The sequence below is a fragment of the uncultured Anaerotruncus sp. genome, assembly GCF_902490045.1.
Classification (GTDB): domain Bacteria; phylum Bacillota; class Clostridia; order Oscillospirales; family Ruminococcaceae; genus Anaerotruncus.
This window is the reverse complement of the sequence record NZ_CABUCJ010000035.1, coordinates 1-22,061: the sequence shown is the minus strand read 5'-3', so window position 1 is coordinate 22,061 and position 22,061 is coordinate 1. Positions and strand designations below refer to the sequence as shown.

Annotated in this window: 23 protein-coding genes; 12 read left to right on the top strand and 11 right to left on the bottom strand. The window is 64.5% G+C overall.

Going from position 1 to position 22,061, the window contains the following annotated elements; all coding sequences use genetic code 11:
* The 3 genes from RDM88_RS05690 to RDM88_RS05680 form a co-directional block, all read left to right on the top strand.
* A partial coding sequence (locus RDM88_RS05690; RefSeq protein ID WP_308753903.1) for an aldo/keto reductase occupies positions 1-272 on the top strand: 272 nt, incomplete at its 5' end.
* Position 273: 1 nt separating this feature from the next.
* The gene (locus tag RDM88_RS05685; protein WP_308753902.1) at positions 274-612 is read left to right on the top strand and encodes a Smr/MutS family protein; all 339 of its coding nucleotides are present in this window, start codon (positions 274-276) and stop codon (positions 610-612) included.
* A complete protein-coding gene (locus RDM88_RS05680) occupies positions 612-1,748 on the top strand; it encodes a DUF3810 domain-containing protein (protein WP_308753901.1) in 1,137 nt (378 codons plus the stop codon). The genes RDM88_RS05685 and RDM88_RS05680 overlap by 1 nt, the downstream gene beginning before the upstream one ends.
* A gap of 63 nt (positions 1,749-1,811) precedes the next feature.
* On the opposite strand, the gene RDM88_RS05675 is transcribed toward RDM88_RS05680, so the two are convergent.
* A complete protein-coding gene (locus tag RDM88_RS05675; protein ID WP_308753900.1) occupies positions 1,812-2,528 on the bottom strand; it encodes a hypothetical protein in 717 nt (238 codons plus the stop codon).
* Positions 2,529-2,849: 321 nt separating this feature from the next.
* On the opposite strand from RDM88_RS05675, the gene guaB reads away from it, so the two are divergent.
* Positions 2,850-4,322, top strand: coding sequence for an IMP dehydrogenase (guaB, locus tag RDM88_RS05670; protein WP_308753899.1), 1,473 nt, complete (start codon positions 2,850-2,852; stop codon positions 4,320-4,322).
* Between the two features lie 101 nt (positions 4,323-4,423).
* Positions 4,424-5,182, top strand: a complete 759-nt coding sequence (locus tag RDM88_RS05665; protein ID WP_308753898.1) for an NAD(P)-binding domain-containing protein — start codon at positions 4,424-4,426, stop codon at positions 5,180-5,182.
* 103 nt (positions 5,183-5,285) lie between these two features.
* Here the strand turns inward: RDM88_RS05665 and RDM88_RS05660 are convergent, their stop codons facing one another.
* Both RDM88_RS05660 and RDM88_RS05655 read right to left on the bottom strand, forming a co-directional pair.
* On the bottom strand, positions 5,286-5,843 hold the full coding sequence (locus tag RDM88_RS05660) for a FumA C-terminus/TtdB family hydratase beta subunit (RefSeq protein ID WP_308753897.1): 558 nt from the start codon (positions 5,841-5,843) through the stop codon (positions 5,286-5,288).
* Positions 5,824-6,597 carry a hypothetical protein gene (locus RDM88_RS05655; protein ID WP_308753896.1) on the bottom strand — a complete coding sequence of 258 codons (774 nt, stop codon included), beginning with the start codon at positions 6,595-6,597 and terminating at the stop codon, positions 5,824-5,826. The genes RDM88_RS05660 and RDM88_RS05655 overlap by 20 nt, the downstream gene beginning before the upstream one ends.
* A 233-nt stretch (positions 6,598-6,830) precedes the next feature.
* Here RDM88_RS05655 and RDM88_RS05650 point away from each other — a divergent pair, with 233 nt between their 5' ends.
* Positions 6,831-7,505: an HAD family hydrolase gene (locus tag RDM88_RS05650; RefSeq protein ID WP_308753895.1), complete on the top strand. Its 675-nt coding sequence runs from the start codon at positions 6,831-6,833 to the stop codon at positions 7,503-7,505.
* On the opposite strand, the gene ytvI is transcribed toward RDM88_RS05650, so the two are convergent.
* On the bottom strand, positions 7,463-8,539 hold the full coding sequence (ytvI, locus tag RDM88_RS05645) for a sporulation integral membrane protein YtvI (protein ID WP_308753894.1): 1,077 nt from the start codon (positions 8,537-8,539) through the stop codon (positions 7,463-7,465). The genes RDM88_RS05650 and ytvI overlap by 43 nt on opposite strands.
* 264 nt (positions 8,540-8,803) lie before the next feature.
* Between ytvI and RDM88_RS05640 the strand changes: the two genes are divergently transcribed.
* The 4 genes from RDM88_RS05640 to RDM88_RS05625 all read left to right on the top strand — a co-directional run bounded on the left by RDM88_RS05640 (position 8,804) and on the right by RDM88_RS05625 (position 12,950).
* Positions 8,804-9,238, top strand: a complete 435-nt coding sequence (locus RDM88_RS05640; protein WP_308753893.1) for an ACT domain-containing protein — start codon at positions 8,804-8,806, stop codon at positions 9,236-9,238.
* A 38-nt stretch (positions 9,239-9,276) separates the two neighbouring features.
* A complete protein-coding gene (locus RDM88_RS05635; protein ID WP_308753892.1) occupies positions 9,277-10,521 on the top strand; it encodes a homoserine dehydrogenase in 1,245 nt (414 codons plus the stop codon).
* Positions 10,521-11,414, top strand: coding sequence for a homoserine kinase (gene thrB / locus RDM88_RS05630; RefSeq protein WP_308753891.1), 894 nt, complete (start codon positions 10,521-10,523; stop codon positions 11,412-11,414). The genes RDM88_RS05635 and thrB overlap by 1 nt, the downstream gene beginning before the upstream one ends.
* 330 nt (positions 11,415-11,744) lie before the next feature.
* Complete coding sequence (locus RDM88_RS05625; protein ID WP_308753890.1) at positions 11,745-12,950, top strand: aspartate kinase; 1,206 nt, start codon at positions 11,745-11,747, stop codon at positions 12,948-12,950.
* A gap of 164 nt (positions 12,951-13,114) precedes the next feature.
* Here the strand turns inward: RDM88_RS05625 and RDM88_RS05620 are convergent, their stop codons facing one another.
* Positions 13,115-14,458 (bottom strand): hypothetical protein, encoded by a 1,344-nt coding sequence (locus RDM88_RS05620; RefSeq protein ID WP_308753889.1) that lies wholly within the window; start codon positions 14,456-14,458, stop codon positions 13,115-13,117.
* A gap of 326 nt (positions 14,459-14,784) precedes the next feature.
* Complete coding sequence (locus tag RDM88_RS05615; RefSeq protein WP_308753888.1) at positions 14,785-15,609, bottom strand: hypothetical protein; 825 nt, start codon at positions 15,607-15,609, stop codon at positions 14,785-14,787.
* A gap of 240 nt (positions 15,610-15,849) precedes the next feature.
* On the opposite strand from RDM88_RS05615, the gene RDM88_RS05610 reads away from it, so the two are divergent.
* Both RDM88_RS05610 and RDM88_RS05605 read left to right on the top strand, forming a co-directional pair.
* Positions 15,850-16,884: a sugar-transfer associated ATP-grasp domain-containing protein gene (locus tag RDM88_RS05610; protein WP_308753887.1), complete on the top strand. Its 1,035-nt coding sequence runs from the start codon at positions 15,850-15,852 to the stop codon at positions 16,882-16,884.
* Positions 16,881-17,144: a hypothetical protein gene (locus tag RDM88_RS05605; protein WP_308753886.1), complete on the top strand. Its 264-nt coding sequence runs from the start codon at positions 16,881-16,883 to the stop codon at positions 17,142-17,144. The genes RDM88_RS05610 and RDM88_RS05605 overlap by 4 nt, the downstream gene beginning before the upstream one ends.
* Before the next feature lie 67 nt (positions 17,145-17,211).
* On the opposite strand, the gene RDM88_RS05600 is transcribed toward RDM88_RS05605, so the two are convergent.
* The 5 genes from RDM88_RS05600 to RDM88_RS05580 all read right to left on the bottom strand — a co-directional run.
* Positions 17,212-18,006 (bottom strand): ABC transporter ATP-binding protein, encoded by a 795-nt coding sequence (locus RDM88_RS05600; RefSeq protein WP_308753885.1) that lies wholly within the window; start codon positions 18,004-18,006, stop codon positions 17,212-17,214.
* Positions 17,993-18,889, bottom strand: a complete 897-nt coding sequence (locus tag RDM88_RS05595; protein WP_308753884.1) for an ABC transporter permease — start codon at positions 18,887-18,889, stop codon at positions 17,993-17,995. Before RDM88_RS05595 ends, RDM88_RS05600 begins: the two co-directional genes overlap by 14 nt.
* Positions 18,890-18,962: 73 nt before the next feature.
* A complete protein-coding gene (locus tag RDM88_RS05590) occupies positions 18,963-20,006 on the bottom strand; it encodes an ABC transporter substrate-binding protein (RefSeq protein WP_308753883.1) in 1,044 nt (347 codons plus the stop codon).
* Between the two features lie 450 nt (positions 20,007-20,456).
* The gene (gene aroC / locus RDM88_RS05585) at positions 20,457-21,563 is read right to left on the bottom strand and encodes a chorismate synthase (RefSeq protein ID WP_308753882.1); all 1,107 of its coding nucleotides are present in this window, start codon (positions 21,561-21,563) and stop codon (positions 20,457-20,459) included.
* On the bottom strand, positions 21,547-22,061 hold a 515-nt coding region (locus tag RDM88_RS05580), incomplete at its 5' end, for a 3-phosphoshikimate 1-carboxyvinyltransferase (RefSeq protein ID WP_374045418.1). The genes RDM88_RS05580 and aroC, both read right to left, overlap by 17 nt.

Genomic DNA, 22,061 nt, shown 5'->3' with positions numbered 1-22,061 from the left:
ACTTTTCCAAAATGATTTCGGGCGAGCCGCTCCAGCCGAAGTTCGCCGAGCGGTACGACGGCCCCGAGAACCGCCGCAGGCTCGCGGCGCTCCGGGAGATCTGCGCGCGCACCGGCGCGTCGCCCGCGGCGGTGCTGCTGAGCTACATCACCTCGAACAGGCTCCCGGGCAGCGCGGTCATCGGCTGCTCGACGCTCGAACAGCTCGAGGACAGCATGTCCGCCTGCGACCTCACCCTCAGCGAGGCGGACATCGCCGCGCTGGAGCAGTGAGATGGTGGCGGCGGTAAACCTCGAGGCGGGCATGCCCACGGTGGAGGTCGCGCTCCGGCGGCTCGAGCTGGGGCTTTCCGACGCGCGGATGCGGCGTGCGTCCGCGGTGCGCCTCATTCACGGCTACGGGAGCAGCGGGCGGGGCGGCGCGATCCGCGACGGTGTACATAGCTGTCTCGCCCGGATGAAGTCGCAGGGCAAAATCCGGGAATTCGTCCCGGGCGAGGAATTTTCTCCCTTTTCGCAGCAGGCGCGCCATGCGCTCGCGCTCTGTCCGGAGCTCTCCCATGACCGCGATTTCGCCCGCGAAAACAGGGGCGTCACGCTGGTGGTGCTCTGATGCGCGCCGCCGTCCGGGAGCGGCTGCGCTCGCGCGGGCTGCTGCGCCGCTGGTGGCCGGTGCTGCTGACGCCGGTCGGGCTCCTGCTTGTCTGGCTTGCGCGGCGGGACCCGTGGGGGACCGAGCGCCTCTTTTCCGAGGGGCTCTATCCGCTGCTCGCGCGCCCCGTCGGCGCGCTGACCTCGCTGCTGCCCTTCTCCCTCTTTGAGGTGGGCGTGATTGTCCTGCTGGCCGCCGCGCTCCTGTGGATCGGGCGGGGGATCTTCCGCCTCGCGCGCTTCCTGCGCGGGAGGGGAGAGCCGCCCCGGTTCGGAAAGACGATGTGGCTGCTCGTCAATGGGCTGAGCATCCTCTTTTTCCTCTTCGTCGTCACCTGCGGGCTCAATTATTACCGCCCGGAGTTCGCCGCGTTCAGCGGCCTTACGGTGCGCGACTCCTCCGCGGAGGAGCTGGCCGCGCTCTGCGGCGAGCTCGCGCGGGAGGCGAACGCCCTGCGCGAGGGGCTCTCCGAGGACGCTGGCGGCGTCATGCGGCTCACGGAGTATTTTTCGGGGAACGCGGCGCAGGCGCGCGCGGATTTCGCGAAGCTGGCGGAGGACTACGGCGTGCTCCCGGCCTTTGCAATCACGCCCAAGCCGGTGCTCAATTCCACGCTGATGTCGATGGCGCAGATCACCGGCGAATTCACCCTGCTCACCTTCGAGGCGAACATCAACACCCTCGCGCCCGATTACTCGGTGCCCGCGACGATGTGCCACGAGCTCGCGCACACGCGGGGGTTCATGCGGGAGGACGAGGCGAACTTCATCGGGTACCTCGCCTGCCGGAAGAGCGATTCGCCCGAATTCCGCTACAGCGGCGTCATGCTCGCGCTGGTGCACGCCGAAAACCGGCTCTACGCCACGGACAGGGAGCTTTTCTGGCAGGTGGACGCGCTGCTTTCCGACGGGGTCCGCCGCGACTTCGCGGCGAACAACGCCTACTGGGCGCGGTTCGAGGGCCCGGTCGCCGAGGTCAGCACCGCGGTCAACAACACCTACCTGCGCGCCAACAACCAGTCGGACGGCGTCAAGAGCTACGGCCGGATGGTCGATCTGCTGCTCGCCGACTACCGGCAGCGGCACGGGCTCACCTGATAAAACGGAAAACCGGCCCCGCTTTCTCAAACGAGAAAGCGGGGCCGGCTTCTTCAAACCTGATTATTTCGGCTCGATCGAGACGAGCTGGAGGAAGGGCATGCCGTTGAGACGGTTGACACGGAAGGTGAAGAGGGAGGTGCGCGCGGGGGTCAGGTAGGAGGTGTCCCCCTCCTCGAAGAAGTCGACGTCGTAGGCGATGCCGCCGTCGGGCGCGCCCTTCGGTTCGGAGGTCGCGAAGTTCTGCAGCTCCCCTTCATAGCCTAGGGTGTAGCCGTAGGTCTGTGTGTCCGGGTCGTAGCGGGGGGAATCGGTGAAGGCGAAGTCCTCGATGCCGAAGAGGCGCTGGGCCATATCGCCGACCACCGTGTCGGGGATGAGGTAGTTGCCCTTGTCGTCCTGCTCGAAGAAGTAGCCGAGCAGGTCCTTCATCCGGAACGCCTCCATCTGGCAGAAGAAGAGCACGCGGTCGGAATCCAGCCCGGAAGTGGAGGAGAGGCTCTCCGTGCCGCCGAAGTAGTTGAGGAACTGGCTCAGCGACTGGTTGATGAGCTTCATGTCCGCGTCGGTCAGCTCGGGCAGGGGATATTCCGGTTCCTGCTCGTCCGGCTCGGACGACTGGGGCTCCGGCTTCTCCGGTTCGTCGGCGGGTTCCTCCGGCTCGCTCAGGGAAACCGGCTCCTCCACGGGGGTGGGGGCGGCCTCCCGCGAGGCGCAGCCCGGCAGGGCCAGCGACAGGATCAGAAGCACGCAGAGCGTGCCGGTTAAAAATCTTTTCATTAAAACGCCTCCTGACGTCGTCATTCTGTTTGCTACTTATTTTATCATGCGCCGGGCGCGCGGTCAACCGGCCACCGTACCGCCCACGGTTCGGCCGGGGTGGGGGACGCGGATGGCCGACAGGAGCCGGCTTTTGCAATGGCCTTTGTATTTCCCCGGCGCACAGGCCGCCGCAGGGCACCGCATACAGGATTTAGTGCACCGGGGGGCAAAATTTGGCAATAAAGGCTATTGATTGCGTCGGGGATAAGTGCTATTATAGTAAAAATATAACCGCCTGCGAGGGCGCGGAATACTGATGAGATGAGGAATGGAGGACGTATGCTGAATACGAATGCAAGTGAAAAATTCACGAAGGAAGGGCTTACCTTCGACGACGTGCTGCTGGTTCCCGCGCGTTCCGAAGTGGTCCCTGCGGATGTGGACATCTCCACCGAGCTGGTGAGGGGAATCCGGCTCAACTCCCCCTTTCTGACCGCCGCGATGGATACCGTCACCACCTCCAAAATGGCGATCGCGATCGCGCGTGAGGGCGGCATCGGCATCATCCACAAGAACATGAGCATCGAACGGCAGGCCGACGAGATCGACACCGTCAAGCGTTCGGAAAACGGCGTCATCGCCAATCCGTTCTATCTCTCGCCCGAGCATTTCGTCTACGACGCGGATGAGATCATGGGCAAGTATAAGATTTCCGGCGTGCCCATCTGCGAGGACGGCAAGCTCGTCGGCATCCTCACCAACCGGGACCTGCGCTTCCTCGAGGACTACGGCATCAAGATCAAGGAGGTCATGACCAAGGACCACCTGGTCACCGCTCCGGTCGGCACCACCCTCGACGACGCCCGCCAGATCCTGCGCAAGCACAAGATCGAAAAGCTCCCGATCGTCGACGGCGAGGGATACCTGCGCGGACTCATCACGATCAAGGACATCGAAAAAGCGGTCCAGTACCCCAATTCCGCGCGTGACAGGGGCGGTCGGCTGCTGGCGGGAGCCGCGGTCGGCATCACCCACGACTATATGGACCGTGTGGACGAGCTGATCAAGGCGAGCGTCGACGTGCTCGTGCTCGATTCCGCCCACGGGCAGCAGACCAATATTTTCACTTGCCTCAAGAGCATCAAGCAGAAATACCCTGAAATCCCCATCATCGCCGGCAACGTGGCCACCGCCTCCGGCACCGAGGACCTCATCAGGGCGGGCGCGGACGCGGTCAAAGTCGGCATCGGCCCCGGCTCGATCTGCACCACCCGCGTCGTCGCGGGCATCGGCGTGCCGCAGCTGACCGCCGTCTATGACGCGGCCTGCGCCGCCGCCAAATACGGCGTGCCCGTCATCGCGGACGGCGGCATCAAATATTCGGGCGACATCGTTAAGGCGCTTGCCGCCGGCGCGTCGACCGTCATGCTCGGCTCGCTACTCGCGGGCTGCGCCGAAAGCCCGGGAGAGGTCGAGATCTACCAGGGCCGCAGCTTCAAGGTCTACCGCGGCATGGGCTCGCTCGCAGCGATGGGCGAGGGCTCGAGCGACCGCTACTTCCAGGAGGGCAAAAAGAAATTTGTCCCCGAGGGCGTCGAGGGCCGCGTCCCCTACAAGGGCACCGTGGCGGACACGATCTACCAGCTGATCGGCGGAATCAAGGCCGGCATGGGCTACACGGGCTGCAGGACGATCCCCGACCTGCACGAGCGCGCCCAGTTCATCAAGATCACCGGCGCGGGGCTCAAGGAGAGCCATCCGCACGATATCTACATCACCAAGGAAGCCCCCAACTATTCCCTCAATCCGTAATCTCAAATATCCCCCGGCCTTGCCGGGGGATATTTATTTCCTGTGGCAATCTTTTGGGGATTTTGTTATAATGGAACCAACAAGGCGGAGGAGGTGCGCGCATGGAGATCGGCGTGATCGGGCTGGGCGGCAGCGGCCGCGCGGTCGTCGGGCAGCTGCTGGAAAAGACGGCGCGCAACCTCTCCGTCTACGACCCGGACGGAAGGGGCGTCCGCCGCGCCGTAAACGTCTGCGCCACGGCGGCGGAGCTCTGCGACCGCTGCGACCGGATCGTGGTAGCGCTCGAAGCCTCCGCCGACCTGACGCGCCTGTGCAACAGCATTGCGCCCTTTGTGCGGCCGGGGCAGATTTTCATCGACCTCACCGACACCTCTCCCGCGCTCGCGCACGCGGCCGCCAACGGGATGCGCCGCCTCGGCGCGGCCTATATCGACTGCGGCGTGTTCGGCAGGGAGGGGCTCGGCGGGCCGTTCCTCCTCTTCGCGGGGGGCGACAGCGAGGCGTTCGCCGCCGCGCTGCCCCTCATCCGCTGCTTCGCGCCCGACTGCCACTATGCGGGCCCGCCCGGCCGCGGACGCGCGATGCGCGTCATCTGCCGGGCGCTTGCCGCGCAGCTCATGCGGGACGTCGACGAGGCCGCCGCGCTCGCCGCCTCCTTCGGCGTGGGGAGGGAGGCCTTCACCTCCGCGCTTGCGTCCTTTGAGCGGATTGCCGACCCGCTCGCGGAGCTTGGGGGCGGACTGCCCGGCTTTTCCGCCGGGGAACTCGCCGGGGACGCGGCGCTCGCCTCAGAGATGGCGCGGCGCGCGGGACTCGAGCTCGGCGGACTCTTCGCCGCCGGGGAGCGCGCAGACGGATAGACGGGAACCGTTGAGCGGGCCGCTTTTTGATTTTGTCCAGAAGCTTGTCCGAGAAATTGATAAGCTGAGAGCGCCGGAGACTTTCGTCTCCGGCGCTCTTGCGTTACGCTTCTTTTCGGTAGGACGCGCGGCCCGCGTCAAAGAGGTTTTGACCGACGCAGTCCGCGGCGGCGATGAGGGGAAAGTCGCGGACGGTGAGGCGTTTGACCGATTCACACCCCAAATCCTCATAGGCGATGACCTCGCAGGAGGTGATGCACTGCGCCGCGAGCGCCCCGGCCCCGCCGATCGCGCAGAGGTAGACGCCGCGGTTCCGGACGATCGCGTCATAGACCTCCCGGGAGCGGCCGCCCTTGCCGATGGTGGCTGTCAGGCCCCGGTCCATCAGCGCGGGGGTGTAGGGGTCCATGCGCCCCGAGGTGGTGGGCCCGCAGGAGCCGATCGCCATGCCGGCGGGCGCGGGGGTAGGCCCAGCGAAGTAGATGCACGCGCCCTCAAGCGGGAAGGGGAGCGTTTCCCCGGCCCTGAGCGCGTCCATGATCCGCTTGTGCGCCGCGTCGCGCGCGGTGTAGATGACGCCCGAGAGCAGGACGCGGTCGCCCGCGCGCAGCTCCGGGGCCTTTTCGGAGAGCGCGGAGGCGTCAATCCGGAAGGTGTTCATCCACGGCACCTCCCAGATATCCGGCTTCGTCCGCGGGCTCGGAGAAGGGCGGCTGCTCCTCGGTGTAGTCCAGCCGCGTGTCGTCGCCAAACTTCTTTTCCACCTGCCGCACGACCTCCTGCATCACGTCGATGCGGTCGTTGAGCACAAAGAGGATTTCCTCGATCGACTTGCGCAGGCGCGCCGCGTCCCCCTTGAAGCTGCCGAGCTCGCTGTAGAAGTTGCGCATGTAGACGTGCGCCTGGTCGGTGATCTGCGCGGCCTTGCCGTTCGCCTCGGCGATGATCTGGTCGGCGTTTCGTTTCGCCTCGATCATCGCGTCGCCGATCTGGCCGGACAGCTCGTCGTACTTTTTGCTCTTGTAGTCGAGGCTCTCCGCCTTGAACTGAAGCTGGCGGCAGCGCTCGATCTGGATCTGCAGCTCGCGTTCGCTGTCGGAAAGCTGTTTTTGCAGGGTCTTGTTCTGGGAATCGAGCTCGGAGATCAGCTCCTGCGCCTGCCGCGCGATGCCGCGCTCCTTTTCAAGCTGCTCGGCCACGGCGGTGAGCTTGCCCTCCTGGTCGGCGAGCTGGGATTCCAGCTTTTTGATGTGCGCGACCTGCGAATCCTGCGCGCGCGCGTATTCCTCCAGCTTCGCGGCATAGTCCGCCTCCGCGGCGTGGAACTGCTCGTTAAGCGCATCGATATAGCTGAGCACCGATTTCTTATCAAAGCCGCCAAATGTGGTGGTCTTAAAAGTCCCCGCTTCTCCCATAATTCGACATCCTTTCCGAAGGTTCGTGGAATGACCTGATAGATATTATCAGTATAGCATGATCCCCCCAAAAAACAAAGGAATATTTTATTGGAGCGGCGCGGGGGAAATCCGTGGGAGGGTGGGCAAAAAATTCCTCTCTTCGCGGCAATATTTCTCGATGTTGCACAATATGATTCCGATTTTTTGTGTGATATACTAAAACAGGTATCATATGGATGGAGGATGTATAGATGAATAAACTGGCCGCATTCGATCTCGACGGGACCCTGAGCCAATCGGACAGGTTCCTGCTGCCCGCATACCGCAGGGCGCTGGAGCTCACGGGGCGCGCCCCCCTGCCGGACAGCCTGCTGATGACCTTGATCGGCGGGACCGCCGCCGACAATGCCAGGGTGATCTCGCCCGACGGTTCGGCGGAAAAATACGAGGAATTCAATTTCCACGTCGTCCAGGCGATCCGGGAGACGATCCCGAAGCTGGCGCGCGCCTATCCGGGGGTGGAAGAAAGCCTCCGGGAACTCCGGAGGCGCGGCTATAAAATCTATCTCTGCTCCAACGCGAGGCGCGAATATACCGACCTCGTCCTCGGGCAGATCGGGCTTCTGCCCCTCTTCGACGGCACGCCCGACGGCCGGGTGGGCTGGGACAAGCCGCGGCTGCTGGCCCATATCCTAGAGACCGAACGCCCCGGCGCGGCCGTCATGGTGGGCGACCGCCACTTTGACAGGACGGCGGCGCGGGAAAACGGGGTCCCCTTCATCGGCTGCCTCTACGGGCTTTTCCCGGAGGAGGTCGCGGGCGCGGACGCCGAGATCAAAAGCGCGGACGAGCTGCCCGGGGCGGTCGAGCGGCTGACCGCCCGTCAGGCTTCGGCCCGCCCGGGCGCGGCGCCCGTCCAGAGGTAGCGCCCGAGCAGCACGGCGACCGGCGCTGCGAGCATCCCCCAGAAGCCCGCGATTTTGAGCCCGGCGTACATGGCGGTGATCGTCACGATGGGGTGCAGGCCGATCTGGCTGCCCACGATGCGCGGCTCGAGGATGTTGCGCAGCACCTCGATGAGCGCGAAGAGCAGGACGAGCCCCACGCCGCCCACGAGATCTCCCCCCGCGATCAGCACGATCCCCCACGGGATAAGGATGGTGCCGGTGCCGATGAGGGGCAGGATGTCGAGCAGGGCGATGGCGGCGGCCACCGGCAGCACGTACTGGAAGCCGAGCAGCCACAGCCCGGCGAGCAGCTCCAGGAAGGTGACCGCCACGATGATCGTGTAGGCGCGCACCATCTTCCACACCGTCTCCCGCCCGAACCGCTGCAGCCCGCGCAGGCGTTCCTCCCATCTGCCGGGAAAGAGCCCGCAGAGAAAGGCGCCCACCTGCCGGTAGCCGGTCGCAGTGAGCATGCTGATCACGACGGTGAAGACCGCCGCGATCAGAAGGAGAGGCAGCTTCGCCGCCAGCCCGGCGGCCCAGCTCACAAGGTGGGTGGAGCCGTCGACCGCCGCCTGGCGGATGGCGTCCGACACCGCGCCCGAAAACTGTTCGAGCCCGCCCTCCGCCGAGGCCCCGAACCGCCCGGCGAGTCCGTAAAACCAGCCGCTCAGCCGGTCGAACAGCGGCGCGACGTTTTCGGAATAGAGCGCGGGCAGGCGCAGCAGAAGCTCGTAGAGCTGGGCGAGCAGGATGGTGAGGAAGAGGACGAGCATCCCCGCCGCCGCGAGGTAGAAAAAGACAAGCACGAGGACGGCTGCGCAGGACTCCCTCATATGCGTTTTTTTGGCGAGCCTCAGGGTCGCGGGGCGCAGCAGCGCCGCCACTCCCGCGCCGAGGAAGAAGGGCAGCGTCCAGCAGAGCAGATAGCGCACGGCAAAGTAGGCCGCCGCGCCGAGCGCCGCATAATAGAGGATATCCACCACGACGCGGAATTTGTCGTCCGCCTGCACGCCGCCGCCTCCCTTCAACAAAATGGTTCCTATAAAGGGTATGCAGGCGGCGACGAAAAAACACCGGTTTGGGCGGCGCGAAAAACATTGGCAGGACTGCTGCCGGAATGGAAAAAATCCAGCCAGTCCGTTCCCTCTGGACATCTTCACCAGAACCAATCCGCAAAATCTGCGAATCTGTGATAAAGTGACGGTTTACTTTAGCGGGTGGGTGTGGTATAGTGTATTTGGCTGTAATACAAAAGTGTGCGAGGGGTGGACGATTTGGCCGAAAATTTGAAGTTCCTGCTGGTCGACGCGCAGGTTTTGCCGGATGTATTCCTCAAGGTCGTGCAGGCGAAGATGCTCTTGGCGCAGGGCAAGGCCAAAAGCTCCTCGCAGGCGGCGCAGATGGCGGGCATTTCCCGCAGCGCGTTCTATAAGTATAAGGACGCGATCTATCTGTACGACGAGCGGATGAACGAGAACCTCGTGACCTTCTATCTGACGCTCGAGGACCGCCCCGGCGTGCTTTCCTCGCTGTTGAGCTCCTTTTACAAGGCCGGCGCGAACATCATCACCGTCAACCAGAACATCCCGGTCGACGGCGTGGCGATCGCGACGGTGTCGGTGCGCACCAACCAGTCGAGCCTCTCCCGTGCGGAGATGATCGAGATGCTCGGCGCGCTCGACGGGATCGTCGAGGCCAAGACGATCTGATCCCCTTCCCGTCAAAATACGTTTGGAGGTACCATGTCATGATCAACATCGCGGTTTTGGGCTGCGGCACCGTCGGTTCCGGCGTTGTCGACGTGTTTTTCAAAAATAAGGAGAGCCTTGAAAGAAAGGCGGGACAGGAGCTCGATCTCAAGTACATCCTCGATGTGCGCGATTTCCCCGACAGCCTCTACGCCGACCGGTTCGTCAAGGACTTCAACATCATCCTGAACGACGACAGCGTTTCGATCGTCGTCGAGGTGATCGGCGGGCTCGAGCCCGCCCACGAATATACCCGCGCCTGCCTCGAGCGGGGCAAGAGCGTGGTCACCTCCAACAAGGAGCTGGTCGCGCAGTACGGCGCGGAGCTTCTGGAGATCGCCCACAGCCGCCATGTCAACTACCTCTTTGAGGCGAGCGTCGGCGGCGGCATCCCGATCATCCGCCCGCTGCACATGTGCCTGGCGGCCAACCGCATCGAGGAGATCGCCGGCATCCTCAACGGCACCACCAACTTCATCCTGACCAAGATGTTCCGCGAGGGCGTCACCTTCGACAGCGCGCTCGCGCTCGCCCAGAAGCTCGGCTATGCCGAGCGCAATCCCGCCGACGACGTCGAGGGCAAGGACGCCTGCCGCAAAATCTGCATCCTCGCCTCGCTGGCGTTCGGTTCCCACGTCTATCCGCGGGACGTCTACGCCGAAGGGATCACAAAGATCACCCAGGAGGACGTGGCCTACGCGGCCGGGTGCGGCAGCGTCATCAAGCTGATCGGCCGCGCCAAACGGGGCGCGAACGGCGCGCCCATCACCGCCATGGTGACCCCCGCCTTCGTCAGCCACGACAGCCAGCTCGGCAACGTGGACGACGTCTTTAACGGCATCCTCGTGCGCGGCGACGCGACGGGCGACGTCGTCTTTTACGGCAAGGGCGCGGGCAAATATCCGACCGCCTCGGCGGTGGTCGGGGACGTGATCGAGTGCGCCAAGGCAACCGACACGAGCCCCTCGCTGCGCTGGGAGAAGTCGAACGGCGGCAACGTCGCCCCGCGTGAGGACAACGTCACCGCGATGTATCTGCGCTGCCGCTCCTTCGAGAGCAATTCGCTCGAGGACGCAGTGGAGCTCTTCGGCAAGGTCAAGGCGCTCTCCCGCGACGGCAAGCCCTCCAACGAGGCCGCCTTCATCACACCCGCCGCGGCCGAGCGGGAGATCGACGCCGCCTGCAAAAAGCTCGAGGAGAAGGGCGTGACGATCCTCAGCAGGATCCGGGTGCTCGACTATTGATGCTGAAGCTGCGTATCCCGGCCACCAGCGCCAACATCGGGCCGGGCTTCGACTCGATCGGTCTGGCGGTCGGCCTCTATAACTATGTCACGCTGGAGGAGTACGACGGGCTTGTCATCGAATCGCTCGACGGCAGGGAGATCCCCACCGGCGAAACGAACCTCGTCTATACGACCGCGAAACGCCTCTACGAGCTGTGCGGGGTGCCCTTCCGGGGGCTCAAGATCGGCCAGATCAACAACATCCCGCTGACGCGCGGGCTGGGCTCCAGTTCGGCCTGTGTGATCGCCGGGCTCAAGGGCGCAAACCGCCTGATGGGGAACCCCGTTTCGGACGACGAGCTTTTAAACCTTGCCGCCGGGATCGAGGGGCATCCCGACAACTCCACCCCCGCGCTGACCGGCGGGCTTGTCACCGCCGTCTTCGACGGGAAAAAGGTGTGGTACGTCAAGCAGGAGATCAAAAATGACCTGCGCTTTGTCGCGATCATCCCCGATTTCGAGCTGTCGACCACCAAGGCGCGCGGCGTCCTGCCGGATACGGTGCCCCGCCGGGACGGGGTCTTCAACCTCGCCCGCGCCGCGCTCATGTCCGTCTCCCTCTACAGCGGGAACTACCAAAACCTGCGCGTCGCGGCGGACGACCGGCTGCACCAGCCCTACCGCATGGGGCTTGTGAAGGGCGGCAGGGAAGTGATGGACGCCTGCTTCCAGCTGGGCGCCTACGCGGCCTACCTGAGCGGCGCGGGGCCCACCATCATGGCGATCGTCGACGCGAACCTGCGCGATTTCGGGGACTGCGTCGCCCGGAGGCTGCCCGAATTGGGACTGGACGGCTGGCAGGTGCATACACTGTCTATAGACAATACCGGCACCGTCATCGAACGGGTATAGAATAAGGCACAGGATCGCTTTTGGGCACGGGTAGCGCCCGCTGCTGGGACGATGCGGCGGGCCTGATACAAAGTTTTGAAGGGGTCCCGGAGAACTTTTTCAAATTTCGGCCCCAGGCACGGGCAGCGCCCGCTGCTGAGGCGGTGCGGCGGGCCTGATACAAAGTTTTGAAGGGGTCCCGGGGAACTTTTTCAAATTTCAGCCCCAGGCACGGGCGGCGTCCGCTGCTGAGGCGGTGCGGCGGGCCTGATACAAAGTTTTGAAGGGGTCCCGGGGGAACTTTTTCAAAAGTTCCCCCGGGCGTACTACATAGATCTGGAGGAAAACCATATGAACCTGGTTGTACAGAAGTTCGGAGGGTCGTCCGTGAAGGATTCCGAACGCATCTTCAACGTGGCGCAGATCATCTCCGACACCTACCGCGCGGGGAACAACGTGGTGGCGGTCGTCTCGGCGCAGGGCGACACGACCGACGACCTCATCGCGAAGGCGCAGGAGATCAATCCGATGGCCTCCAAGCGGGAGATGGACGTCCTGCTCTCCACGGGAGAGCAGATTTCCATGTCGCTGTTGGCGATGGCGATCGAACGGATGGGGCTGCCGGTCATCTCGCTGACGGGATGGCAGGCCGGATTCCTGAGCGATTCCACCCACGGCGCGGCGCGCATCCGCCGCATCAACAAGGAGCGGCTCGACAATGAGCTTGCCAAACGAAACATCGTGATCGTGGCGGGATTCCAGGGGATCAACCGCTATGACGATATCACCACCCTCGGCCGCGGCGGTTCGGATACGAGCGCGGTCGCGCTGGCGGCGGCGCTGCACGCCGATCTCTGCCAGATTTACACCGACGTCGACGGCGTCTATACCGCCGACCCACGGCTCGTCCCCGGCGCGCACAAGCTCGACGAGATCACCTACGACGAAATGCTCGAGCTCGCGACGCTCGGCGCAGGCGTGCTCCACAACCGCTCGGTGGAGATGGCGAAAAAATACAATGTCAACCTGGAGGTGCTCTCCAGCTACACCAAGAACCCGGGCACCAAGATTAAGGAGGCTGTCAAAGTGGAAAAGATGCTCATCAGAGGGGTGGCGCGCGATAACGACGTGGCCCGCATTTCGATCATCGGGGTGCCCGACCAGCCCGGTATCGCGTTCAAGATCTTCTCCCAGCTTGCCGCGAAAAAGGTCAACGTCGACATCATCCTCCAGTCGATCGGCCGTGACGACACCAAGGACATCAGCTTTACCGTCAACCGTTCCAACAAGCAGCTCGCGCTCGAATTGATGGAGGACATCAACGAGCGCTGCGGCGGTAAGGGCATTATCTGCGACGACAATATCTCCAAAGTCTCGATCGTGGGGGCGGGGATGCAGTCCAATCCCGGCGTGGCCTCCAAGATGTTCGAGGCGCTCTCGGAGGCGAACGTCAACATCCAGATGATCTCCACGAGCGAAATCAAGATTTCGGTGCTCGTGGCGCTTGCCGACGGCGAGCGCGCGGTGAACGCGATCCACGACGCCTTCGACCTCTGAGGAAAAGACTGCAAACGCCGCCGGGAAACCGGCGGCGTTTTCGCGCGGCGGGGCGGCGGAGAATCCGTCCGCGCGAAGCGCGGCTCCGCCGCCCCGGCCCCTGATTCACGCCGCGCCCCATTAAAAAAGCCGCCCCACGCGGGGCGGCTTTTTCAGACCGTTTGTTACGCGGCATCCTGCGCAGAGGAGGAGGTCTCCTCCTCCGCGGGGCCGAGGTCGGCGGGGTAGGCGTCCACCTCGAGGGTTTTCTCGGTGTCGCCGTTCACGGCGGCGGTGGACAGGATCTGCCCGACCAGCAGGCGGAAGTTGTTGGAGGAGACGGTCGCGCCCGCGACGGTGTCCATCTCGACCGGGTCGCCGTCCGCGGCGTCCAGATTGGAGCGCAGCTCCCTGGTATACGCCTCGGGATTGACGCCGGTCTTTTCCTCCATCTGAGCGGCCATTTCCGCGTCCTGCGATTTGAGCTTGTTTTCGTCCTCCTTGGAGACCGCGTCGAACTCCTTGACCGAAACCCTGTCACCGCGGATCTGGACGACGACGTAGTCCTTCCAGCCGTGCTCGTCAAATTCCTTCATCTGCGCCTTATAGGTGCCGTCGACATAGCGCGGGGCGGTGACCTGGGTGCCGCCTCCCGAAATCATGCTGGCAAGCAGGAGCTGCATCAGCTTCTGGAAGGACTTCGCGGCGGCCGCGCCGCCCGTCGGGACGGAGAGGCTGTCAAGGTTTTCATTTGAGTCGGTGAACGCCTTGGCGATCGCCGGGTAGTAGACGGAAGGGGAGTCGGCCGCGCCCTCCTTATTGAGGTCGGGATCGTCGGTGATGAGGACGGTGGGATCCGATTCCTTCTGGGCGTTGAAGTCGATGTCAGTGATCAGGCCGTCCTTGACGGTGAGGCGGACGTACTCCTTCCAGCCGCTCGCGCTGAAGGAGGGCATGACCGCCTCATAGCTGCCGTCCTCATATTTGCCGAGCACAGCGGGGGTGTGGTCGCCCGCCTTGGCAAATTTGAGCGCGGTGCGCATCATGCGCATGAACCGGTAGGTGTGCTCCTCCGCGCCTTCAACCGGCTCCATCCGCTCAAGGTCGCCCTCCACCGCCTCGTATTCCGCGACGATGTCCTTCACCTGGGCGTTGGCCTTGGCCTCGTACTCCGATTCTCCGGCGGAGGCGGCTTCGGGGGACACCGTGTCCGACGATGCGGCCGATTCCGCGGGAGCGGAGGCCGCGTCCCCGGAGGCTTCTTCCGGTGGGGCCAGCGAAACGTCCTCCCTGCAGCCCGCCTCGACGATCGTGATCTCGTCGTTTTTGATCGAAATGGTCAGGTAATCGAGCGTGCGGTCGAGCGCGGGGACGGCGTAGGAGACGGCGTATTCCCCGTCCTGGTAGTCGTAGACCGGTGCCGCGGGCTCGGGCGGAGCGGGCTCCGGCTCGGGTTCGTTCCGTTTGCAGGCGGAGAGCGCGCCGATCAGCAGCGCCGAAACAAGGAGCAGGGAAACGACTTTTTTCATGGATAAGCCTCCGATATTTGACGGTTTTCCCGCGCGAATTTTGGTCCGTAATAAATTTAATAGGCCGCGGCCCGGGGACAGGCCGCATGGCCTATTTTTTATTGCTGTATAACGAAAAAATTATACCATTTTGACGGTGGCAAGTCAATGACGCGCGCCTGCCCGAAGGCCCGGCCAAAATCAGGAAGCCCGCCTTCCATACGCTGGCACACGGTATAATCGGCGCGTTGGCAGAAATGCTAATACAAGCTGTATCCGCATAAAAATTGGAGCGGCCGCCGTTTTCGGCGGCCGCCCCGCGCGCCTGCCGGGCGTCCCGGGAGGGACTATTTCGCGGCGGGCTCGGACGCGATGGGGGTTTCCGGGGCGCCGAGCGGCGCCTCGACGAGCGCGTCCCCGCCGTCCGTAGGAGCGTCCGCCGCAGGCATGGGCAGCTCGCCCGCCTCGGGCGCGGTGTAGGGGGAGATCTCCCACGCGGCGCTCTGGGGAGGCAGGCTGCGGGTCGAAGCGGGGCTGTGGAGCACATGCAGCTTGTCGCCCGCCTTGAGGGAGGCAAAGTCGAGGTAAAACTGGGTGCTTTCATCATAGTGGAAGACGTACTGCATCCCGTTTTCCGTCAGCGGGTCGAGCAGAAGGGAGCCGCTGCCTTCCTTTTCGGGGTCGGGGGTGATCTCGGCGAGCGTGCCGTTGTAGATGACGAGGTCCTCCGAGATCAGGTCGTTGACCGCGATGGCGTCCACCGCGCCCGTCTCGTCCGGTTCCCCGCCGTAATAGACCTCGAGGAACGCGCCGTTGCCCAGCTGGGTGCCGTCAAAGCTGTAGCTGGTGTTCTCCGTGAGGGTCACCTTCAGTTCCGGCAGAAGGCCGGAGCCGGCGGCCCGGCGCATCAGCAGGACGGTCTGTCCCGCGTCGTCCACCGCGAAGTCCTCGACAGTGCCGAGGAAGCGGGAGGCGTCCGCCACGGAAAACCGCTCCTGTCCGGGCAGGGCGGCGGGTTCCGCCTCATTTTCCTCCGGATTCGAGGACTCCTCCGCGGGTTCGGAAGCGGAGGGCGCCGGCGCACCCGGCTCGGCGGGCGTTTCGGGCGCGCCGCAGGCTGCGAGGGAGGCGGCGGTGGCGAGGGCGAGTAAAAGCGTCAGTACTTTTTTCATAGTTACCTCATTCATTCGTAATTTGATGGCAGGAATCACCTGCAAACAAACAGTGCGCGGCGCCTTCGATTTTACTGCAAGGAAAACCGCCTGTTGAAAAATGACGGTTTTTGTGGTATCATTAGCACACTTTCTAAATGGCGCGGCCTGCCGCGCCGCGAACGAACTCCGCGCCCGCCGCTGACGGGCGGGGCCGCGGCCCCAGAATGCAGCCCGGCAGGGGAAGGGACGTGTGAGGCCATGCCGAATCTCAAATATGTGGCAAAGCGCATCGCAGGAATGGATTTCGGCGCGATGCTGGACACCGCGCGCACCGTAAAGGAACGAACGGGCAGGGGCGTGCTGCCCACGCTTGTGGATATGGCCGCCTGCGGCTTCAAATACCAGGCGGGATATATGGACTACCTCGTTTTTGAATTCTATAACCTCACCGCCGCCCAGCGGAAGACCTACATCACGCGCGGCAAAAACAACGAGTATGTGCGCCTTCTAAACCCCCGCGAGCACTGGCACCTGCTCGAGGACAAGGTCGAGTTCCTCAGGCGGTTCGACGGCTACCACGGGCGCGACTGGATCGACCTGCGGGAGGCCGACCGCGCCGGGTTCGAGCAGTTCTGCGAGGAACATCCCCGCGTCGTCGCAAAGCCGCTCGACGGCACCTGCGGGCGCGGCATCGAGTTCATCGAGACGGGCACGCGGATCGTCGGGCTCTACGACATGCTCCGGGAGGGAAGACAGTACCTCGTCGAGGAGTTCATCGTCCAGCACCCGGACATCAGCCGCATCTACCCGCTGTCGGTCAACACCCTGCGCCTTGTGACGATCAGCCGCGGGGGGGAGGCGCGCCTCGTCTTCTCGAGCATGCGCATCGGCAACGGCAAGCGGGTCGACAACCTCAACAGCGGCGGCATGGCGGTGCTGGTGGACGAGCAGACGGGCAAAATCTGCACCCCCGGCGCCGACAAGGACGGCAAGGCGTATTTCCAGCACCCGATGACGGGCGTCGATTTGATCGGCTGCGAAATCCCGATGTACCATGAGGCGGTCGACCTCGTCAAAAAGGCCGCGCTGCACATCCCCGAGCTCGGCTATATCGGCTGGGACGTGGCGATCACCGAAGACCGTCCCGTCATGATCGAGGCGAACCACTTCCCCGGACACGATATCTACCAGTTTCAGGTGCACCTCGGCCCCGACCGCCTGGGGCTCGTCCCGCGCTTTGACGCGGCCGTCAGGGGGCTTCCGCCCCCGTGTCAGAAAGGAGAATCCTCATGAGTATGGTGGCGGCAAGCTTTCTTCCGTTTCTTTTGGTCATCGGCCTCTACGCGCTTTTTCTCTGGATCTTCTACCTGATCATCAAGGCGGCCGTCAAAAACGGCATCCGCGATGCGCGGATGGACCCCGCCACGGGCGACTGGCTCTACCGCGTCCTGCGCGGCGCCGTAAAGGACGCGCTCGAGGACCACGCGGGGCAGCGGCCGCCCGCCGCCCCGCAGGGCTCCGGCACGCCCGGGGACCCGCCCGCCGGCAGCTGACCTACATAAAAAACAACCGCCCGACGGGCGGTTGTTTTTTATTTCGGGATATGCCGGGCGCGTGCGCTCAGGAGAGCAGGAGGCGGTCGTTGTCCCCCTCGGTTTCGCTGTGGGCGCGGAAAAGCTCGAGCAGCCCGTCGACCGTCATGCCGGCGCGCTCCTCTCCCGACAGGTCGAGGACGACGCGCCCTTCGTCCATCATAATCGTGCGGTTTCCCATCTCGAGCGACTGCTGCATGTTGTGGGTGATCATCATCGTCGTGATACGGTCCCGCTCGACGATTTTTCGGGTGAGCTCGGAGACCTTCTCGGCGGTGCCCGGGTCGAGCGCCGCCGTGTGCTCGTCGAGCAGCAGCAGCTTGGGCGGCACGATCGTCGCCATCATGAGCGTCACCGCCTGCCGCTGGCCGCCCGAAAGAAGGCCCATCTTGGTTTTGAGCCGGTCCTCCAGCCCAAGCCCCAGCTCGGAGAGCTTTTCGCGGAAAAATTCCTCGTCCTTTTTGCTGAGGCCGAGGCTTACCCCCTTCTTGATGCCGCGCAGGTAGGCCATCGCGAGGTTTTCCTCGATCGTCATGTTGGGCGCGGTGCCCGCCAGCGGGTCCTGGAAGAGCCGCCCGATCTGCCGCGCGCGCTTGTAGTCCCGCAGGAAGGTGATGTTTTTGCCGTCGAGCAGGATATTTCCCGCGTCGATGAGAAAATTTCCGGCAATCGCGTTGAAGAGGGTGGACTTGCCCGCGCCGTTGCCGCCGATAATCGTGACAAAGTCGCCCGGCGCGAGGACGAGGTCGACGTCCACGAGGGCACGCCGCTCGTTGGGGGTGCCGGGGAAGAAGGATTTGTGGACCTTTCTAAGCTCCAACATCCTTGGCCGCCTCCTTCATCAGTTTATGGAGCCGGCAGCGGTCGGCCACCACCGGATAGGAGATCGCCAGCGTGACGATGACCGCCGAAATCAGCTTGAGGTCGGAGGCCGCCATGCCGCGCGCCATGACGAACGCGTAGATGATGCGGTAGATGATCGCGCCGAGCACGACGGCGAGGATGTTGCGGGGGACGCTGGGCTTGCCGAAGATCGCCTCACCGATGATGAGGGAGGCGAGCCCGATGACGACCATGCCGACGCCGGTGTTCATGTCGGCGGAGTTCTGGTACTGGGCGATCAGCCCGCCCGAAAGCCCGACGAGGGCGTTGGCAAGGCCGAGGCCGAGGAATTTCATCCGGTCGGTGTTGATCGAGGAGGAGCGCACCATCGTCTCGTTGTCGCCGGTGGCGCGGATGCACAGCCCCGTCGAGGTGCGGAAGAAGAGGACGAGGAGGAGGCAGACGAGCGCCGCCGCGGCGAGCACGGCGAGCAGCTTGCCGAAGGCGAACCCTGAGACGGGGGTAAAGACGGTGTCCACCCGGAGCAGGGAGACCATCGAGCGTCCGCCCATCACCCGCAGGTTGATGGAATAGAGCCCGGTCATCGCGAGGATGCCCGCGAGGATCGGCTGGATTTTCAGCTTGGTCTGCAAAAAGGCGCTCACCATGCCGGCGCACCAGCCCGCCGCGACGGCGAACAGGATGCCGAGCCAGGGGTGGGCGGCGTCGGTGAAGACGGCGGAGACGGCCGCGCCGAGGGTGAAGCTGCCGTCGACCGTCAGGTCGGGGATATCGAGGACGCGGTAGGAGACGAAGAGGCCGAGCGCGACGAGCGCGTAGATGAGCCCCAATTCCACGGCGCCCTGCAGGGCGAACAGGGTCATATGGCAAAACCTCCTGCGGACGCGAAACCGTGCGGGACCGGACGGTCCCGCACGATCGCACGGCGGTAATGGATTATTCGACCACCTGCGCGGTGGAGAGAAGCTCGTCGGGGATGGTCACGCCGATCGCCTCGGCGGTGGTGGTGTTGACGACGGTCGCGAAGTTCCGGAGCGTCTCAACGGGAATCTCCGACACGGGCGTGCCCTCGAGCACCTGCACGGCCATGGCCGCGGTCTGATTGCCGAGCTGGACGTAGTTGACGCCGATCGTTGCCAGCCCGCCGTCGATGACCATCGAGTCGGCGCCGACGTAGACGGGAATCTTCGCGGCCTTGGCGACCTCGGCCAGCGCGGGCATCGCGGTGGCGACGGTGTTGTCGATGGGGGAGTAGAGCGCCTGGCACTTGCCGGCGAGCGCCTGCGCCGCCTGCTGGACCTCGCCCGAGTTGGTGACGTTCGCCTCGACGTATTTGAGGCTGTTCGCGTCGCAGTAGGCCTTGGCCTCCTCGATGACCGACACCGAGTTGACCTCGCCGAGGTTGTAGAGCATGCCGACCGTCTCGACGCCGGGGGTGAGCTGCTGCATCAGCGCGAACACCTGGTCGACCGGGATCGCGTCGGAGGTGCCGGTGATGATGCCGTCGGGCTTATCGGGGTCGGCCACCAGCTTGGCGGCGACCGGGTCGGTGACGGCGGAGAAGACGAGCGGGATCTCCGGCGCGTTGGAGGCCGCGGCCTGCGCCGACGGGGTCGCGATCGCGACGATCAGGTCCTTCCGGTCGCCCGCGAACTTCTGGCAGATCGTGTTGAGGTTGGAGGTGTCGCCCGAGGCGTTCTGGTAGTCGTAGTCGACCTTGTCTTCCCCGTAGCCGAGCCGCGCCATCTCATCCAGGAAGGAGGTGCGGATCTGGTCGAGGGAGGGGTGTTCCATGACCTGCACAATACCGACCTGGAGCTTTTTGCCGCTTTCGGGCGCGGCGTCCTCGGCGGGAGCGGCCTCGGAGGCGGACGCGGCGTTATCGGAGGGCGCGGCGGGTTCCGACGGGGCGGAACCGCAGCCCGCGAGGAGCGAGAGGGAAAGGGAGAGGGTGAGCAGCAAAGCAAACAGCTTTTTCATGATGATTTCTCCTTACACATAAAATTTGGTGAAAATTTTATGTTGGGGTGGGACCCTGCCGGGGGTTTGACCATCTGCCGCTCTCCGGAAAGCAACAAAAAACACCCGTCCTTCTGCAAGGACAGGTGTCAAACCTGCGGTACCACCTTGATTGATGCGCCGTGAAACACATCCACTCAATCAGAGCGCCAACACGCCCTTTGCCGGTTAACGCTGGCCTGCGTCGCGGGATACTCGGCTTTCGCCTTTCATCGCGCCCTCGGGAGTCCATTTGTCCGCCCCGCGTTCCGGCCGGGCTCTCAGCCTGCCCCGGCTCTCTGTGCGTGCGCCTGCGGTTTTATCTCTCCGTCTTTGGTTTATGACAAATATTAAAGCACAATCCGTCCGGGTTGTCAAGCCCCGGCGAAAAATCCGGTCAACAAATCCTATGCGCCGGGGCAAAAAAAGGTGTCACTCCCGGCTTTGGAGGCCCTCGTAGCCCCTGGCCTCGAGCAGCGCGTCGGCCAGCGCGAGCGCCGCGGCCGCCTCGACGACCGGCACCGCGCGCACCACGACGCAGGGGTCGTGCCTGCCCTTGACGATCAGCTCCCGCTCGGCGTTTTCGCGGAAATCGACGGTACGCTGAGGCTTTGCAATCGACGCGGTAGGCTTGAAGGCGGCCCGCAGGAGGATTGGCATGCCCGACGAGATGCCGCCGAGGATGCCGCCCGCGTGGTTCGTTTCGGTGACGACCCTCCCGCCCGCGAGACGGAAGGGGTCGTTGTGCTCGCTGCCGCGCAGCCCGGCGGCGGCAAATCCGTCGCCGAATTCGAGCCCCTTGACCGCCGGGATGCCGAAGACGATCGAGGCGATGCGGTTTTCGAGCCCGTCGAACATCGGGGAACCGATCCCGGCGGGGAAGCCGACCACGCCGCATTCGACCACGCCGCCCACCGAATCGGTGGACATGCGCGCGGCTTCGATCTGCTCCCGCATCTTTTCGCCCGCCGCCGCGTCCAGGGTGGGGAAGTTGGACGCGCCGGGACGCAAAAGCGTCTCCCGGTCGAGCGAGACGGGGTCGAAGGGCGCGTCCGCGATGCCCGCGCACCGCGCGATATGCGCGCCCACAAAGACGCCCTCCCGCGCGAGCAGCTGCTTCGCGATCCCTCCCGCGAAGACGAGGGGCGCGGTCAGCCTTCCGGAAAAATGCCCGCCGCCGCGCACGTCGTTCCGGCCCGCGTAGCGAAGAAAGCCGGTGTAGTCGGCGTGGCCCGGCCGCGCGGTGGAGGAAAACTCGCCGTAGTCGGACGAGTGGGTGTCGTTGTTGCGGATGAGGGCGGCCAGCGGCGTGCCGGTCGTGACGTCGCCGCGGATCCCCGAGAGCAGCTCGGGCCGGTCGGTTTCACGTCTGGGGGTGGAGGTCCTGTCCCGGCCGGGCGCGCGCCGCGCCATAAAGGCGGCCAGCTCCTCCCGGTCGATGGAAAGCCCCGCCGGCAGCCCGTCGATCACGACGCCGATGCCAGGGCCGTGGCTCTCCCCAAAGATGGAAATTTTCAAATAATTACCCCATGTCGACATCGCAGCGGCCTCCCAGCTTTTTGAGATCGTCAAAGAAATCCGGATAGGATTTGTTGACTGCATGTGCGTCGGTTACGGACACTTTTTCTCCGCACCCCAGCGCCGCGACCGCCGCCGCCATGACGATGCGGTGGTCGTTTACGCCCTGCGCGTCCCCGCCGCGCAGCCCGCCGCCGTGGACGACGAGCCGGTCGGGGAATTCCTCCGCCGACCCGCCGAGCGAACGCAGGAGCGCCGCGGTCGACGCAAGCCGGTCGCTCTCCTTGATGCGCAGGCGCGCGGCGTTGTGGATCTCCGTGTCCCCCTCGGCGAACGCCGCCGTCACGGCGAGCACCGGCACGAGGTCTGGAATCTGCCCCGCGTCAATTTTGCAGCCGCGCAGCTTCGCCGCCCTGCAGCGGACGGCGCGCGCGTCCCGCGTGATGTCGGCGCCGAGCCGCCCGAGGATTTCGCAGACGGCGCGGTCCCCCTGCGCGGAGGCGTTTGAAAGCCCCGTGA